Origin of the sequence: Aeromonas sp. QDB31 (assembly GCF_027707605.1) — a bacterium.
Lineage (GTDB): Bacteria > Pseudomonadota > Gammaproteobacteria > Enterobacterales > Aeromonadaceae > Aeromonas > Aeromonas media.
Genome location: NZ_JAPCIX010000010.1, coordinates 1 through 13743, shown reverse-complemented (window position 1 = coordinate 13743; position 13743 = coordinate 1). Strand labels below are relative to the sequence as shown.

The window sequence follows — 13743 nt, the reverse complement described above, 5'->3', positions numbered from 1 at the left end:
GGGGGGACGAAAGCGCCCCCTTGAGTTTCCTTTATTTTTAAAGTCGTTAGAATCGGGAGCCATCAAGGCTCCCGATTGCCATCCACGGAGGATAAATGCAGGAATTCATGGCTACCAGCGAACGCCGGGCCCAACTCTACTGGTGGTTCTCCACCCTGTTTGCCGCCGAACTCAGTGATGAACAGATCGCCGAATATGACACCTATGACGTGCGAAGCTTCCTGAAAAGCCTCTCCACTCTGGATCCCATGCGCGAGGCCGTGGCCGAACTCAACGACGCCATCGCCCGCCTGCTGGTGCGCACCGATCGCCAGCTGGAGCTCGCCGCCGACTTCGCCGGCCTGTTCCTGGTGGATCCCAAGCAGGGGGCCCTGCCCTACGAATCGCTCTACCGGGGCGAAGCCAAGCTGCTGATGCAGGCCCCCATGGCCGAGATGCAGGCCCGCCTCGATCGCCTCGGCATCAATGTCAGCGACAAGTACCAGGAGCCCGCCGACCATCTGGCCATCGAGCTGGATCTGATGGGCAACCTCATCATCCACGCGGCGGAAGCGACCACGGCCGCCCAGCGGGAGAGCTGGCTCGGGGAGCAGGAAGCCTTGCTGCACGAACACCTGCTGGCCTGGTTCCCGCGCTTCGAGGCCGCCTGTCGCGCGGCTGACCAGTTTGGCTTCTACGGCGCCAGCGCCCGTCTGCTGGGAGTCTTCCTCACCATGGATGCCAACTACCTCAGCCTGGTCAAGCCGGCGCAGTCCGCCGACTAAGCCTCGCATGAAGACAGCCCTGCTTCTCATTGCATGCTGGCTGCTGGCCCTGATCCCGCTGGATCAGGGCCTCACCCCCCTCGCCGTCCTGCTGTTTCACCCTGACAGGGAACTGTACGGCGCCGCCCAGCTGACCGGCTTTGGCGGCATACTGCTCACCCTCTACCTCGCCAATCTCGGGGTCGAAGTGGTGCTGCGCCGCCGCTTCCAGATAGCGGGCATGCTCACCCTGCTGGTGGCCTGGATCGGCTTCATCAACAGCAGCGGCAGCGAGTCACACTTCCTGCTGCTCTACCTGCTGGCCCTGCCGTTCCACCTGCTCGGCTGGCTGGTGCTGGTGCGCGGCATTCAGGCATTCGGCCGCCAGAAAGGCTGACATCCCGTTGATTTAACATCATTCCCAGACTTTCCCTCCCCCTTAAAACTTCCTGCCATACTGACACAGTCGTCTAAATGACAAAGAAATCAATTCAGGAGCCTCCATGGAAAAAGTGCTACCCGAATCGGTTCAGACACTGCATTTGTCAGGCCCGTTATCCCTTCATGAATGGCAACAACTGTTCGAGCTGGCACCCTTTGGGATAGGGGTCTTCGATCGTGAATTCAGGTGCCGCGGCGTCAACGGGATCTTCACCGAGCTGAGCGGTCTGGCGCAGGAGGATCACCTCGGCAAGACGCTGTTTGACATCACGCCCGCCCAGGGCCCCCTGCTGCGCCTCCAACTTCAGCAATGGCTAGGTGACACGCCGCGCGCCGAGCTGGATCTGGGCACTGTCCATGTCTCCCGCCCCGGCGGGCCAAGGCGCTGGCAGCTGAGCTGCAGCCCCCTGATGGACGCCGCAGGGAGCTTCAATGGCATCTTTCTCATCGCCCGCGATCTCACCCAGGATCCCCGCGCCTACCTGGGCGTGACCCGCTTCACCGGGGAGATCCAGGAAACCAGCAACCAGCACGCACAGCGGCTCTACCAGGCGGAAGCCAGGCTCCACCACCTCTCCTATCACGACCCCCTCACCGATCTTGGCAACCGCAACCTGTTGCAGGAGCGGCTCGATCTGGAGATAGAGACGGCCCGCCTGAACAAGCAGGCCCTCGCCCTGCTGTTCATCGATCTCGACGGCTTCAAGCTGATCAACGACAACCTGGGACACAGCGCCGGGGATCTGCTGCTCAAGCTGCTGGCACAGCGCATCCGCCACAGCCTGCGCCCGGGGGATCTCGCCACCCGGCTCGGTGCAGACGAGTTCCTGGTGCTGCTTCCCGACATCCGGCAGCCCCAGGATCTGGTGGGGCTGATCGAGCGGCTGCAACACAGGCTCCACGATCCGACCGAGATCGGGCAGGAGCGGGTGCGGCTCTCCGCCAGCATCGGCATCGCCCTCTACCCGGATCATGGCCTGACCCCGGATAGCCTCATCAGCGCGGCGGACAATGCCATGCACGAGGCCAAGCGCCGGGGCCGCAACGGCTACCTGTTCTACTCCCCCGACATGATGGCGCAGATGAGAGAGCGCATGGCCCTCGAGCAGGGGCTGCTCAAGGCCATGGAGCAGCAGCAATTCCGCCTGCTGTACCAGCCCATGACGGATCTGGCCGATGACAGCCTCAGCGGCCTCGAGGCCCTGGTGCGCTGGCAGCACCCCAGCGAGGGCATGATCTCTCCCGCCCGCTTCATTCCGGTAGCCGAGGAGTGCGGCCTGATAGAGCAGTTGGGGGAGTGGGTGATGCGCACCGCCTGCCAGCAGGGACAGCGGTGGCTGGCGGAGGGGTTTGCCGTGCCCAGGCTCTCCGTCAATGTGTCGGTCAGGGAGATGCGCTCCCCCGACTATGTGGACAGGGTCACCGCCATCCTGGCGCAGACCGGCTTCCCGGCGGAGCGGCTGGAGATAGAAGTCACCGAGAGCATCATCCAGAGCGTGGATCAGAGCCTGCACCTCTTTACTCGCCTCAAGGCGCTGGGAGTGCAGATCGCCATCGACGACTTCGGTACCGGCTTCTCCTCCCTGAGCCTGCTCAAGAGCCTGCCCATCGATCGCATCAAGATAGACAGGGCCTTCGTGCAGGCGCTGCCCGACGACAAGCACAGCCGGGAGCTGTGCCGCACCATCGTCAGCTTGGCCGACAGCCTCGGCATGGCGGTCACGGCGGAAGGCATAGAAACCCAGCCCCAGCGCCAGTTCTTGCAGTCTCTGCGCTGCGAGGAGGGTCAGGGCTACCTGTTCAGCCACCCCCTGTCCCAACCCCACATGACCTCCATGCTCGCCCCCCAGCGCTGACGGCGAGCCGAAAGGGACCCCATGAAGAAGGGAGCGCCAGGCTCCCTTCTCTTTACTCCCTTCCGCTTGCTCCCGTCAGGGGCCGCTCAGAGGTACCCCTCCTCCTCGCGTCGCTATCCAAAAGTCTAATTGCCCTCCCGTGCCAAAGGTATAAGTTGTTACTCAATCATTACAAAAATGTATTTACAGGAGTGAGAGATGAGCGAGAGCAAGGTCTATCCGGTCAAGGCCCACATAGGTAGCGACGCCCTGCTGGACAAGGAAGGTTATGAAGCCATGTACCTGGCGTCGGTACAGAACCCGGACGCCTTCTGGGGTGAGCAGGGCAAAATCCTCGACTGGATGACCCCCTACACCCGCGTCAAGAACACTTCCTACGATCCGGGCCACGTCTCCATCAAGTGGTACGAGGATGGCCTGCTCAACGTGTCGGCCAACTGCCTGGATCGCCATCTGGCCCAGCGCGGCGACAAGGTCGCCATCATCTGGGAAGGGGACAACCCGGCCGAGGATCGCAAGCTGACCTATCGCGAGCTGCACGGCGAGGTGTGCAAGTTTGCCAACGTGCTCAAAGCCCAGGGGGTCAAGCGCGGTGACATGGTCTGTCTCTACATGCCCATGGTGCCGGAAGCGGCCATCGCCATGCTGGCCTGTACCCGCATCGGCGCCGTGCACAGCATCGTCTTCGGCGGCTTCTCGCCGGAGGCCCTCTCGGGTCGTATCATCGACTCGGGCTCCTCCATCGTCATCACCGCCGATGAAGGCCTGCGCGGCGGCCGCCCCATTCCCCTCAAGAAGAATGTGGACGAGGCGCTCACCCACCCTGATACCAAGGTCAACAAGGTCATCGTGCTCAAGCGCACCGGCGGCAAGGTCGCCTGGCATGACCACAGGGACATCTGGTGGCACGACGCCGTCGCCGCCGCCAGCCCTGATTGCCCGCCCGAGGCCATGAGCGCCGAGGATCCCCTGTTCGTGCTCTACACCTCGGGCTCCACCGGCAAGCCCAAGGGGGTGCTGCACACCACGGGCGGCTATCTGGTCTATGCCGCCCTCACCTTCAAGTACGTGTTCGACTATCACGAAGAGGACATCTACTGGTGTACCGCCGATGTGGGCTGGGTCACCGGTCACTCCTATCTGGTCTACGGGCCGCTCGCCAACGGCGCCACCACCCTGATGTTCGAGGGGGTGCCAAACTACCCGGCCACCAACCGCATGAGCCAGGTGGTGGACAAGCACCAGGTCAGCATCCTCTATACCGCACCCACCGCCATCCGCGCCCTGATGGCCAAGGGCAAGGAGGCCATTGAGGGCACCTCCCGCACCAGCCTGCGCATCATGGGATCTGTGGGTGAACCCATCAACCCGGAAGCCTGGGAGTGGTACTACCGCACCATAGGGGACGAGCGCTGCCCCATCGTCGACACCTGGTGGCAGACCGAGACAGGCGGCATCCTCATCAGCCCGCTGCCCGGCGTCACCGCCCTCAAGCCCGGCTCCGCCACCCGTCCCTTCTTCGGGGTACAGCCTGCTCTGGTAGACAACCTGGGTGAGCCGCTGGAGGGCGCCACCGAGGGCAACCTGGTGATCACCGACTCCTGGCCTGGCCAGATGCGCACCGTGTTCGGCGATCACGAGCGCTTCGAGCAGACCTACTTCTCCACCTTCCCGGGCCGCTACTTCACAGGCGACGGCGCCCGTCGCGACGAGGATGGCTACTACTGGATCACCGGTCGGGTGGATGATGTACTGAACGTCTCCGGCCACCGCATGGGCACCGCCGAAATCGAGTCGGCCCTGGTGGCCCATCCCAAGATCGCCGAGGCGGCGGTGGTGGGCGTGCCGCACGAGATCAAGGGTCAGGGCATCTACGCCTATGTCACCCTGATCGCCGGGGAGGAGCCGAGCCGCGAGCTGCATAAAGAGGTGAAGGAGTGGGTGCGCAAGGAGATCGGCTCCATCGCCACCCCGGACGTGATCCACTGGGCCGAGGGGCTGCCCAAGACCCGTTCCGGCAAGATCATGCGCCGTATCCTGCGCAAGATCGCCACCGGCGAGACCGACAGCCTGGGGGATATCTCCACCCTGGCGGATCCGGGCGTCGTGGACAAACTTATCCGCGAGAAGTCGGAAGCGGCCTGAGTCCTTCCCCTCTCACAACAAAGCCGGCCTTGTGCCGGCTTTGTTGTATCTGGAAAGCCCAAAGAGGCGGACACTGCGGCAGAGCGGCGCTGCGCGCCAACATGCTCAATAAATGGCCAGATGTAGAGATTAGACCAGTAAAATGCTGCTAATTTTCACGAAATCAATATAATTGCGAAATCTGTGTGCCAGGGCACACCGAATTGTGCAGAAAGTGGCTAGATTTTTGGTGGTCCACAGATAGCTGATAGATAGCAGCATAATCATCGAGGATGTACTCAATATGTCGCAACATCACCGAATCCTCCTGCTCAATGGCCCGAACCTGAATCTGCTGGGCAAGCGGGAGCCGGGCATCTACGGCAGCAAGACGCTCGATGAGATCGTCGCCGATCTGACCCAGCACGCCAACGAACTCGGTGTCACCCTGGAACACCTGCAATCCAATGCCGAACATGAGTTGGTCGGCCGCATCCATCAGGCCATGGGCCAGGTGGATTTTATCATCATCAACCCGGCCGCCTTCACCCACACCAGTGTCGCCCTGCGCGATGCCCTGCTGGGCGTGGCCATCCCCTTTATCGAGGTTCACCTGTCAAACGTTCATGCCAGGGAACCCTTCCGCCATCACTCCTATCTGTCTGATGTCGCCAAAGGGGTCATTTGTGGGCTGGGTGCCGATGGCTACCAATTCGCTTTAACCGCGGCCGTGCATCAGTTGCGCGCGGCTTGATAATCACTGATCAGATAAAGAAGAAAGAGAATGCTAATGGATATCCGCAAAATCAAGAAGCTGATTGAACTGGTTGAAGAGTCCGGCATCGCCGAGCTGGAAATCTCCGAAGGGGAAGAGTCCGTTCGCATCAGCCGCAATTTCTCCGGCCAGGTTAGCGTTGCCCCGCAGATGATGATGCAGCCGGCGCAGGTTCAACATGCTGCCGCGCCGGTCGCCGCTGCCGCCCAGGCCGCCGCCCCTGCTGCCGATGCCGCCCCGAGTGGCCATCTGATGCGCTCCCCCATGGTCGGCTCCTTCTACCGCTCCTCCAGCCCGGAAGCCAAGCCGTTCGTGGAAGTCGGTCAACACGTCAATGTCGGCGATACCCTGTGCATCGTCGAAGCCATGAAAATGATGAACCAAATCGAGTCTGACAAGGCCGGTGTGATCAAAGCGATCCTGGTTGAAAATGGTCAGGCCGTCGAATTTGACGAGCCGCTGTTCATCATCGAATAAGGGAAGACGCCACCCATGTTGGACAAAGTAGTCATCGCCAACCGCGGTGAAATTGCCCTGCGGATCCTGCGCGCCTGCAAAGAGCTCGGGATCAAGACAGTGGCCGTTCACTCCACTGCCGATCGGGAGCTCAAGCATGTGCTCCTGGCCGACGAAACCATCTGTATCGGCAAACCCGCCAGCGGTGAGTCCTACCTCAACGTGCCGGCCATCATCGCCGCCGCCGAGGTGACCGGTGCCGTCGCCATCCACCCGGGCTACGGCTTCCTCTCCGAGAACGCCGACTTTGCCGAAGTGGTCGAAAAATCCGGCTTCATATTCATCGGCCCGCGCGCCGAGACCATTCGCCTGATGGGTGACAAGGTTTCCGCCATCGAAGCGATGAAGAAGGCGGGCGTGCCCTGCGTACCCGGCTCCGACGGCCCGGTGGACAACGATGCCAAGCGCAACGCCACCATTGCCAAGCGGATCGGCTACCCCGTGATCATCAAGGCCGCCGGTGGCGGTGGTGGTCGTGGCATGCGCGTGGTGCGCAACGAGTCGGAGCTGGCCGCCGCCATCGCCCTGACCAAATCCGAAGCGGGCCAGTTCTTCAAGAACGACATGGTCTACATGGAGAAATACCTGGAGAACCCGCGCCACATCGAGATCCAGGTGCTGGCTGACGGCCAGGGCACCGCCCTCTATCTGGGTGAGCGCGACTGCTCCATGCAGCGTCGTCACCAGAAGGTGGTGGAAGAGGCGCCGGCACCCGGCATCACCGAAGAGATGCGCAAGTTCATCGGTGAGCGCTGCGTGCGCGCCTGTCTCGAAATCGGCTACCGCGGTGCGGGCACCTTCGAGTTCCTGTACGAGAACGGCGAGTTCTACTTCATCGAGATGAACACCCGGATCCAGGTCGAGCACCCGGTCACCGAGATGGTCACCGGTGTGGATCTCATCAAGGAGCAGCTACGCATCGCCGCCGGCCAGCCCCTGTCGATCACCCAACAGGACATCCGCATCCGTGGCCATGCCATCGAGTGCCGGATCAACGCCGAAGACCCGGCCACTTTCATGCCGTCTCCTGGCCTCATCCAGCGCTTCCACGCGCCGGGCGGTCTGGGCGTGCGTTGGGAATCCCACATCTATGCGGGTTACAAGGTGCCGCCCTACTACGACTCCATGATCGGCAAGCTGATCTGTTACGGCGAGAACCGTGACATCGCCATCGCCCGCATGCGTCACTCTCTCGACGAGCTGGTGGTGGAAGGGATCAAGACCAACATCGCCCTGCAAAAAGAGATCATGAAGGACGAGAACTTCCAGCACGGTGGCACCAACATCCACTACCTGCACAAGAAGTTGGGTCTGTAAAAGACGCTTTAGCAGAGCGCGTTCGGTCCCTCGGGATCGACAGCGAAAAAAGGGCCATGGCGACATGGCCCTTTTTTGTTATCCTTGCGCCCCTCAAAATTGTCGGAGGCCAAGGTGAATCGTTTCGCGCTCGCCCGTCGGGAAGCAGCCCTCTGCCTGCTGCTGACCCTGCTTTACTTCGTTGCCTGGTATGGCTCGGCGTACTTCGTTCCCGAGACGCTCGAGCTCTGGAATATGCCGCTCTGGTTTCTGCTCAGCTGCATCCTGATGCCACTGCTGTTTATCGGCCTCTGCGCGCTCATGGTGGATCGCCTGTTCGTCGACATTCCTCTCGACCCCGAGGAACCTCCTCATGACTCCTGAGCCGCGTACTGAACCCATGACGGATCCCCGGTTTGCCGACGCCCCGCTGGACACCCAGGAGTCCCCCCATGAATCTTGAGTTGATGCTGCCGCTCTTCGTCTATCTGGTGCTGGTGCTCGGGGTCGGCTTCTGGGCCGGTCGCCACCGTGCCGGGGGTGACTTCGTGCAGGAGTACTTCATCGGCAACCGCAGCATGGGCGGTCTGGTGCTGGCCATGACGCTGGTAGCCACTTACACCTCGGCGTCTTCCTTCATCGGCGGGCCCGGTGCCGCCTACAAGATAGGCCTGGGCTGGGTGCTGCTGGCGATGATCCAGCTACCCACCGTCTGGCTCACCCTGGGGGTGCTTGGCAAGAAGTTCGCCATCATCGCCCGCCGGGTCAATGCGGTGACCATCAACGACATGCTGTGGGCCCGCTACCGCAGCAAGTGGGTGGTGGTGCTGGGCTCGGTGACCATCATCCTCGCCTTCATCGCGACCATGGTGGTGCAGTTCATCGGCGGCGCCCGCCTGCTGGAGACGGCAACCGGCCTCAGCTACCAGCAGGGGCTCTTCCTGTTTGCCAGCTGCGTGCTGCTCTACACGGTGATCGGCGGCTTTCGCGCCGTGGTGATGACCGACGCCCTGCAAGGGATCATCATGCTGATCGGCACCGGCGCCCTGCTGGCCGGGATCCTGATCGCCGGTGACGGCCTGCCGAACCTCATCCACCAGCTCAAGGTAATCGATCCCAAGCTGGTGAGCCCGACCGGCGCCGGTGACATGCTGACCCAGCCCTTCATGTTGAGCTTCTGGATCCTGGTCTGCGTCGGTGTGGTGGGGCTGCCCCACTCGGCCCTGCGCTGCTTCGGCTATCGGGACAGCAAGGCGCTACACCGGGGCATCCTCATCGGCACCGTGGTCAGCGCGCTGCTGATGCTGGGCATGCACCTCGCAGGTGCCCTGGGCCGCGCCATCCTGCCCGGCATGGACAGCCCGGACAAGATCATGCCCTCCCTGATGATGGAAGTGCTGCCCCCCTGGCTGGCGGGGGTCTTCCTGGCGGCCCCCATGGCGGCCATCATGTCCACCATCGACTCCCAGCTGATCCAGGCTTCGGCGACCCTGGTCAAGGATCTCTACCTCAACTACCTCAATCCTCGCCAAGAGAAGCTGGAGGTGCGCATTCCCAGGCTCTCCCTGCTCTGCACCCTGATCCTCGGCACCCTGGTGCTGCTGGCGGCGCTGCAGCCCCCCGAGATGATCATCTGGCTCAACCTGCTCGCCTTCGGCGGCCTGCAGGCGGTCTTCCTCTGGCCCCTGGTGCTCGGCCTCTACTGGTCGCGGGCCAACGGCCCGGGGGCGCTGGCCAGCATGGTGTCAGGCATTGTCTGCTACGGGGCCTTGAGTCAGTGGGGGATCAAGCTGGCCGGCCTGCACGCCATAGTGCCTAGCCTGGGACTCGGCCTCGCGGCCTTCATCCTGGTCAGCCTGCTGACCCCGGCCCCGGATCAGTCGGTTCGCCGATTGTTTGATCAGAAATAAGAAAGGGCCAATAAAGGGACTCGCACCTATTCCCAAATGGGTGCGAGTGAGTAAAATGTGCGCCACGTCACAAAATACCGCGCCCTTATGCCAGTTCAGAACGCCAGAAAGATCCTGACCCAGTCCCTGCAACGGCTCGGTTATGCCCTGTTGCTGCCCGTCTCCATCCTGCCGCTGGCGGCCCTGCTCTATCGGCTCGGCCAGCCGGACGTGCTGGATCTGGCGGTGCTCTCCCTGGCCGGACGCGCCCTGTTCAGCCAGATGCCGCTCATCTATGCGGTGGCCATCGCCTTCGGGCTGAGCCGGCAGGGGCAAGGGGCGCAGGCCCTGGCCGGCGCGGTCAACTTCCTGCTGCTGAGCTCGGCGCTCGCCACCCTGCAGCCCGGTCTGCATGCGGACATGATCTGCGGCCTGCTGGCGGGCCTGACCACCGCCATGGTCTGCTCCTGGACCCGCAACCTCACCCTCCCCGGCTGGCTGCGACCGCTGCAGGAAGAGCTGCCCGGCCTGCTGCTCTCGGCCCTGGCCAGCCTGCTGCTGGTCGTGCCCCTGGCCCTGCTCTGGCCGCTGCTGGAGCAAGGCATCACCCTGCTCGCCTCCGACCTGCTCACCACGCCGTTTGGCGCCTTCTGCTACGGCGTGCTGAACCGGCTGCTGATCCCCCTCGGCCTTCACCAGGTGCTGGGCAGCCTCATGGGGCTGGGGGAGAGCAACCTGCAGGCGCTCTCCGCCGCCCAGCCGCTGCACGAGGGCTATGTGGCGGGTCTCTATCCGGTCATCATGTTCGGCCTGCCCGGCGCCTGTTTTGCCATCTGGCTCCATCGCCAGCGGATGCGGCGCCTGCCGCAGGGGGGCTTGCTGCTCACCCTGGCGCTCACCTCGGCCCTGGTGGGGATCACCGAACCCATCGAATTCCTGTTCGCCTTCACCGCCCCCTGGCTGTTCCTGGCCCATGCCCTGCTGACCGGGTTGTCGCTGGCCATCTGCAGCGGGCTCGGCATCCAGGTGGGCAGTTACTTCTCCGCCGGGCTGCTGGATCTGGTGCTCAGCTACGACTCAGGTGAACACAGTTTCTGGCTCATTCCCCTCGGCATCCTGTTCTTCGTCATTTATGCCCTGGTCTTCTCCCGGCTGCTTGAGTACGCCCCCCTCAGCCTGCCGAGCAAGCCCATCGCCGAGGAGCTGCCCCAGCTCGCGACCGTGGCCCCCACGGATCCCCAGATGCTGGCCATCCAGTACCTCAAGATGCTGGGAGGCATGGACAACCTGCAGGCCATGAGCGTCTGCCTGACGCGCCTCAGCCTGCGGGTGCGGGAGATGGCGCTGGTGGATCAGTCCCGTCTGGCCAGGCTCGGCTGCCTCTCCTGGATCCAGCTCAACGAGCATCAGCTGGTATTGGTGCTGGGCCCCAACGCCGGTCTCATCGAGGGGCAGATCCGCATGCTGGCAGAGCGACAGTCAGTGCCGCTCGGTCTCGAACCCGGTCAGGCCCCCCTCAGCCAGCACCGCTGATCAGGCGAAGGGCAGCCGCTCGGCGACGAAGTCCATCAGGCTGCGCAGGGCGGGTGCCAGATGCTCGCGGCTCGGGTAGATGAGATAGAAGGGATTGGGGGGTATGGGGTGATCCGGCAGCACCTTCAGCAGGCGCCCCGCCGCCAGATCGTCCCGGCAGACATGATCTGGCAACAGGGCTATCCCCCCTTCGTGGAGCGCCAGCTCCCTCAGCGCCAGCAGGCTGTTGCTGATGCAGGCCCCCTGCGGCCGCCAGCCCCCCTCCAGCAACGGCCATACCGGCAGCGACGTGTGCACCAGGCAGACATGCCCCCCTAGCTCAGTCAGTTGCTGCGGCGTGCCCTGGCTCGCCAGATAACCCGGGGCCGCCACCAGATGGCGCGCCACCTGGCCGATGCGCCGACAGATGAGGCTCGAATCTTTGAGCGGCGCCGCCCGCAGCGCCAGATCGTAGCCCTCCCCCACCAGATCCAGCTGCTCGTCGCTCAAGGTCAGCTCCAGCACCACCTCGGGATAGAGGGCACGAAACTCGGCCATAATCCGGCCAAGCAGCAGGGTGCCGGTCGCCTCGGGGGCGGTGATCCGCACCCGACCCGCAGGGGCCGAGCGCAACCTGGCCATGGCCAGATTGGCGCTTCTCGCCAGGGCCAGCAGGGCCTGGCAATGTTCCACATAGACCTCCCCCTGGGGAGTCAGGCTGAGCCTGCGGGTGGTGCGCTGCAACAGTCGCACCCCGAGCCGTGATTCGAGGCGTGAGATCTTCTGGCTCACCGAGGACTTGGGCATGCCAAGCACCTCGGCCGCCCCGGTAAAACTGCCCTGCTCCACCACGGTGGCGAACAGCCCCATCAACTCCAGTTCGACATTGTTCATATATACAAACAGTCTGTCCCGATTACCCATCTTAATCGAAATAATCAACCAGACTAGACTCGCTGGCAATCCCACTCATAGCGATTTGAAAGGAACTGCCATGAAAGCCATCGCCCTCACCCATTATCTGCCAAGCGATCACCCCTACTGCTTCATCGAGACTGAACTACCGGATCCGACCCCGGGCCCACGGGATCTGCTGGTGAAAGTAACGGCAACCTCGGTCAACCCGGTGGACACCAAGGTACGCGCCCCCAAGGCCAAGGTAGAGAGCAATCCTCGGGTGCTGGGCTGGGATGCCGTGGGGGAAGTGGTGGCCGTGGGCCACGAGGTGACCCTGTTCAAGACGGGGGACAGGGTCTGGTATGCCGGCGACATCAGCCGCCCCGGCAGCAACAGCGCCCTGCAATTGGTGGATGAGCGCATCGCCGCCCTCGCCCCCAAGACCCTGAGCGACCTGGAAGCCGCCGCCCTGCCCCTGACCGCCATCACCGCCTGGGAAACCCTGTTCGAGCGCATCGGCCTCAACCGCGAAAGTACCGGGCGACTGCTTGTCATAGGTGGCGCCGGCGGCGTCGGCTCCATCGCCATCCAGCTGGCACGCCAGCTCACCGGGATGGAGGTGATCGCCACCGCCTCCCGACCTGAAACCCGTGACTGGTGCCTGGCCATGGGCGCCCACCAGGTAGTGAGTCATCACAACCTGCAGGAAGAGCTGGCCGGCCTTGGCATCAGCCAGCTCGATGCCATCTTCTGCACCAATGCCACCGAGCAGCACTGGGCCGCCATGGCGAGCCTCATTCGCCCCTTCGGTCACATCTGCACCATTGCCGAATCCAGCGAGCCCTGGGATCTGGGCCTGCTCAAGGCCAAGAGCGTAACCTTCAGCCAGGAGTTCATGTTTACCCGCTCCCTGTTCCAGACCCCGGACATGATCGAGCAGCACAAGCTGCTCGGCCGGGTCGCCGCCCTGCTGGACCAAGGGGTGCTCAAGAGCACGCTCACTCGCACACTGCCCGAACTGACTCCGACCAGCCTGGCACAGGCCCATAGCGAGCTGGAGGCGGGCCGCATGGTGGGCAAGCTGGTGATCGACATGAGCGGCTTTGCCAACTGAGGTCCATGCAGCCAGGGATCCCCACAGCCATGCGACCTATTCCCTTATAGGTAAAAAATGCACCATCATGGGGTGAAATCACCAGTGACAAGCCCCAAGAGTGCACAGCCCCACGGCCGATCTGTGCCCCTGACGGGCCCTTCCCCCGAAAAAACCATAAAAAGAGGCCATCCCGCCGGGATGGCCCTTAAAACCTGAACGTTGGGGTAACAATCACACACATATCCTTATGCAGGACATGTGGAACTTTGCAGATTGCGTGCCAATGTCTGCTTTTATACGCAAAATGACCGTTTTTCAGCGCACCGGCATAAAAAAAGGCTATGTCCCAATTACGTGTTGCATGGGGCGCCCTAGCGCCTCATGCAAGCAACACCTGACGTCTATCCCTCGTTGATAACGCTCCAGCATCCGCCGCCAACCCAGATAATGCTTCAAGTAAGACGTCGCGACACCGTGAAATCGCTCCAACCATTCCTTTAGCCTGCGGTGATACCCGTTCACATGTTGGATATGGTAAGCACCGCTTATCACCCGCTGTCCCGCCCGGTTATGCAGCACCTGATGGCTCAATCCCTGG

The 13743-nt window shown here is 62.9% G+C and carries 11 protein-coding genes and 3 pseudogenes; 12 read left to right on the top strand and 2 right to left on the bottom strand.

Features of this window, described 5'->3' with window-relative positions:
* Positions 1-95 precede the first annotated feature (95 nt).
* The 11 genes and pseudogenes from torD to PG898_RS11905 all read left to right on the top strand — a co-directional run bounded on the left by torD (position 96) and on the right by PG898_RS11905 (position 11173).
* Complete coding sequence (torD, locus tag PG898_RS11950) at positions 96-764, top strand: molecular chaperone TorD (protein ID WP_005326569.1); 669 nt, start codon at positions 96-98, stop codon at positions 762-764.
* Positions 765-771: 7 nt separating this feature from the next.
* On the top strand, positions 772-1140 hold the full coding sequence (locus PG898_RS11945) for a hypothetical protein (protein ID WP_043129151.1): 369 nt from the start codon (positions 772-774) through the stop codon (positions 1138-1140).
* A gap of 106 nt (positions 1141-1246) precedes the next feature.
* Positions 1247-1591: pseudogene (locus PG898_RS21360) on the top strand (PAS domain-containing protein); the annotation flags it as partial.
* A 141-nt stretch (positions 1592-1732) separates the two neighbouring features.
* Positions 1733-3040 (top strand): annotated as a pseudogene (locus tag PG898_RS11940) (putative bifunctional diguanylate cyclase/phosphodiesterase); the annotation flags it as partial.
* 198 nt (positions 3041-3238) lie between these two features.
* Positions 3239-5185, top strand: coding sequence for an acetate--CoA ligase (acs, locus tag PG898_RS11935; protein ID WP_270824269.1), 1947 nt, complete (start codon positions 3239-3241; stop codon positions 5183-5185).
* 283 nt (positions 5186-5468) lie between these two features.
* A complete protein-coding gene (gene aroQ / locus PG898_RS11930) occupies positions 5469-5918 on the top strand; it encodes a type II 3-dehydroquinate dehydratase (protein ID WP_270824270.1) in 450 nt (149 codons plus the stop codon).
* Between the two features lie 36 nt (positions 5919-5954).
* Positions 5955-6416 (top strand): acetyl-CoA carboxylase biotin carboxyl carrier protein, encoded by a 462-nt coding sequence (accB, locus tag PG898_RS11925; RefSeq protein ID WP_005326559.1) that lies wholly within the window; start codon positions 5955-5957, stop codon positions 6414-6416.
* 15 nt (positions 6417-6431) lie between these two features.
* Positions 6432-7772: an acetyl-CoA carboxylase biotin carboxylase subunit gene (gene accC / locus PG898_RS11920; RefSeq protein ID WP_005326556.1), complete on the top strand. Its 1341-nt coding sequence runs from the start codon at positions 6432-6434 to the stop codon at positions 7770-7772.
* Positions 7773-7886: 114 nt separating this feature from the next.
* Positions 7887-8135, top strand: a complete 249-nt coding sequence (locus PG898_RS11915; protein WP_005326553.1) for a YhdT family protein — start codon at positions 7887-7889, stop codon at positions 8133-8135.
* A 68-nt stretch (positions 8136-8203) separates the two neighbouring features.
* Positions 8204-9661, top strand: coding sequence for a sodium/pantothenate symporter (panF, locus tag PG898_RS11910; RefSeq protein ID WP_270824271.1), 1458 nt, complete (start codon positions 8204-8206; stop codon positions 9659-9661).
* 87 nt (positions 9662-9748) lie between these two features.
* Positions 9749-11173, top strand: coding sequence for a PTS transporter subunit EIIC (locus PG898_RS11905; protein ID WP_270824272.1), 1425 nt, complete (start codon positions 9749-9751; stop codon positions 11171-11173).
* Here PG898_RS11905 and PG898_RS11900 read toward each other — a convergent pair whose 3' ends face one another.
* Complete coding sequence (locus tag PG898_RS11900; RefSeq protein WP_270824273.1) at positions 11174-12046, bottom strand: LysR family transcriptional regulator; 873 nt, start codon at positions 12044-12046, stop codon at positions 11174-11176.
* Positions 12047-12146: 100 nt separating this feature from the next.
* On the opposite strand from PG898_RS11900, the gene PG898_RS11895 reads away from it, so the two are divergent.
* Entirely contained in the window at positions 12147-13163 is a 1017-nt protein-coding gene (locus PG898_RS11895) for a zinc-binding alcohol dehydrogenase family protein (protein WP_270824274.1), read from the top strand.
* 321 nt (positions 13164-13484) lie between these two features.
* Here PG898_RS11895 and PG898_RS11890 read toward each other — a convergent pair.
* A pseudogene (locus tag PG898_RS11890) lies at positions 13485-13743 on the bottom strand (IS1595 family transposase); the annotation flags it as partial.

Coding starts and splice junctions, on each gene's coding strand:
- panF (WP_270824271.1), top strand. CDS start 8,204: ATGAATCTTGAGTTGATGCTGCCGCTCTTCGTCTATCTGGTGCTGGTG.
- accB (WP_005326559.1), top strand. CDS start 5,955: ATGGATATCCGCAAAATCAAGAAGCTGATTGAACTGGTTGAAGAGTCC.
- PG898_RS11905 (WP_270824272.1), top strand. CDS start 9,749: ATGCCAGTTCAGAACGCCAGAAAGATCCTGACCCAGTCCCTGCAACGG.
- PG898_RS11895 (WP_270824274.1), top strand. CDS start 12,147: ATGAAAGCCATCGCCCTCACCCATTATCTGCCAAGCGATCACCCCTAC.
- accC (WP_005326556.1), top strand. CDS start 6,432: ATGTTGGACAAAGTAGTCATCGCCAACCGCGGTGAAATTGCCCTGCGG.
- aroQ (WP_270824270.1), top strand. CDS start 5,469: ATGTCGCAACATCACCGAATCCTCCTGCTCAATGGCCCGAACCTGAAT.
- torD (WP_005326569.1), top strand. CDS start 96: ATGCAGGAATTCATGGCTACCAGCGAACGCCGGGCCCAACTCTACTGG.
- acs (WP_270824269.1), top strand. CDS start 3,239: ATGAGCGAGAGCAAGGTCTATCCGGTCAAGGCCCACATAGGTAGCGAC.
- PG898_RS11945 (WP_043129151.1), top strand. CDS start 772: ATGAAGACAGCCCTGCTTCTCATTGCATGCTGGCTGCTGGCCCTGATC.
- PG898_RS11900 (WP_270824273.1), bottom strand. CDS start 12,046: ATGAACAATGTCGAACTGGAGTTGATGGGGCTGTTCGCCACCGTGGTG.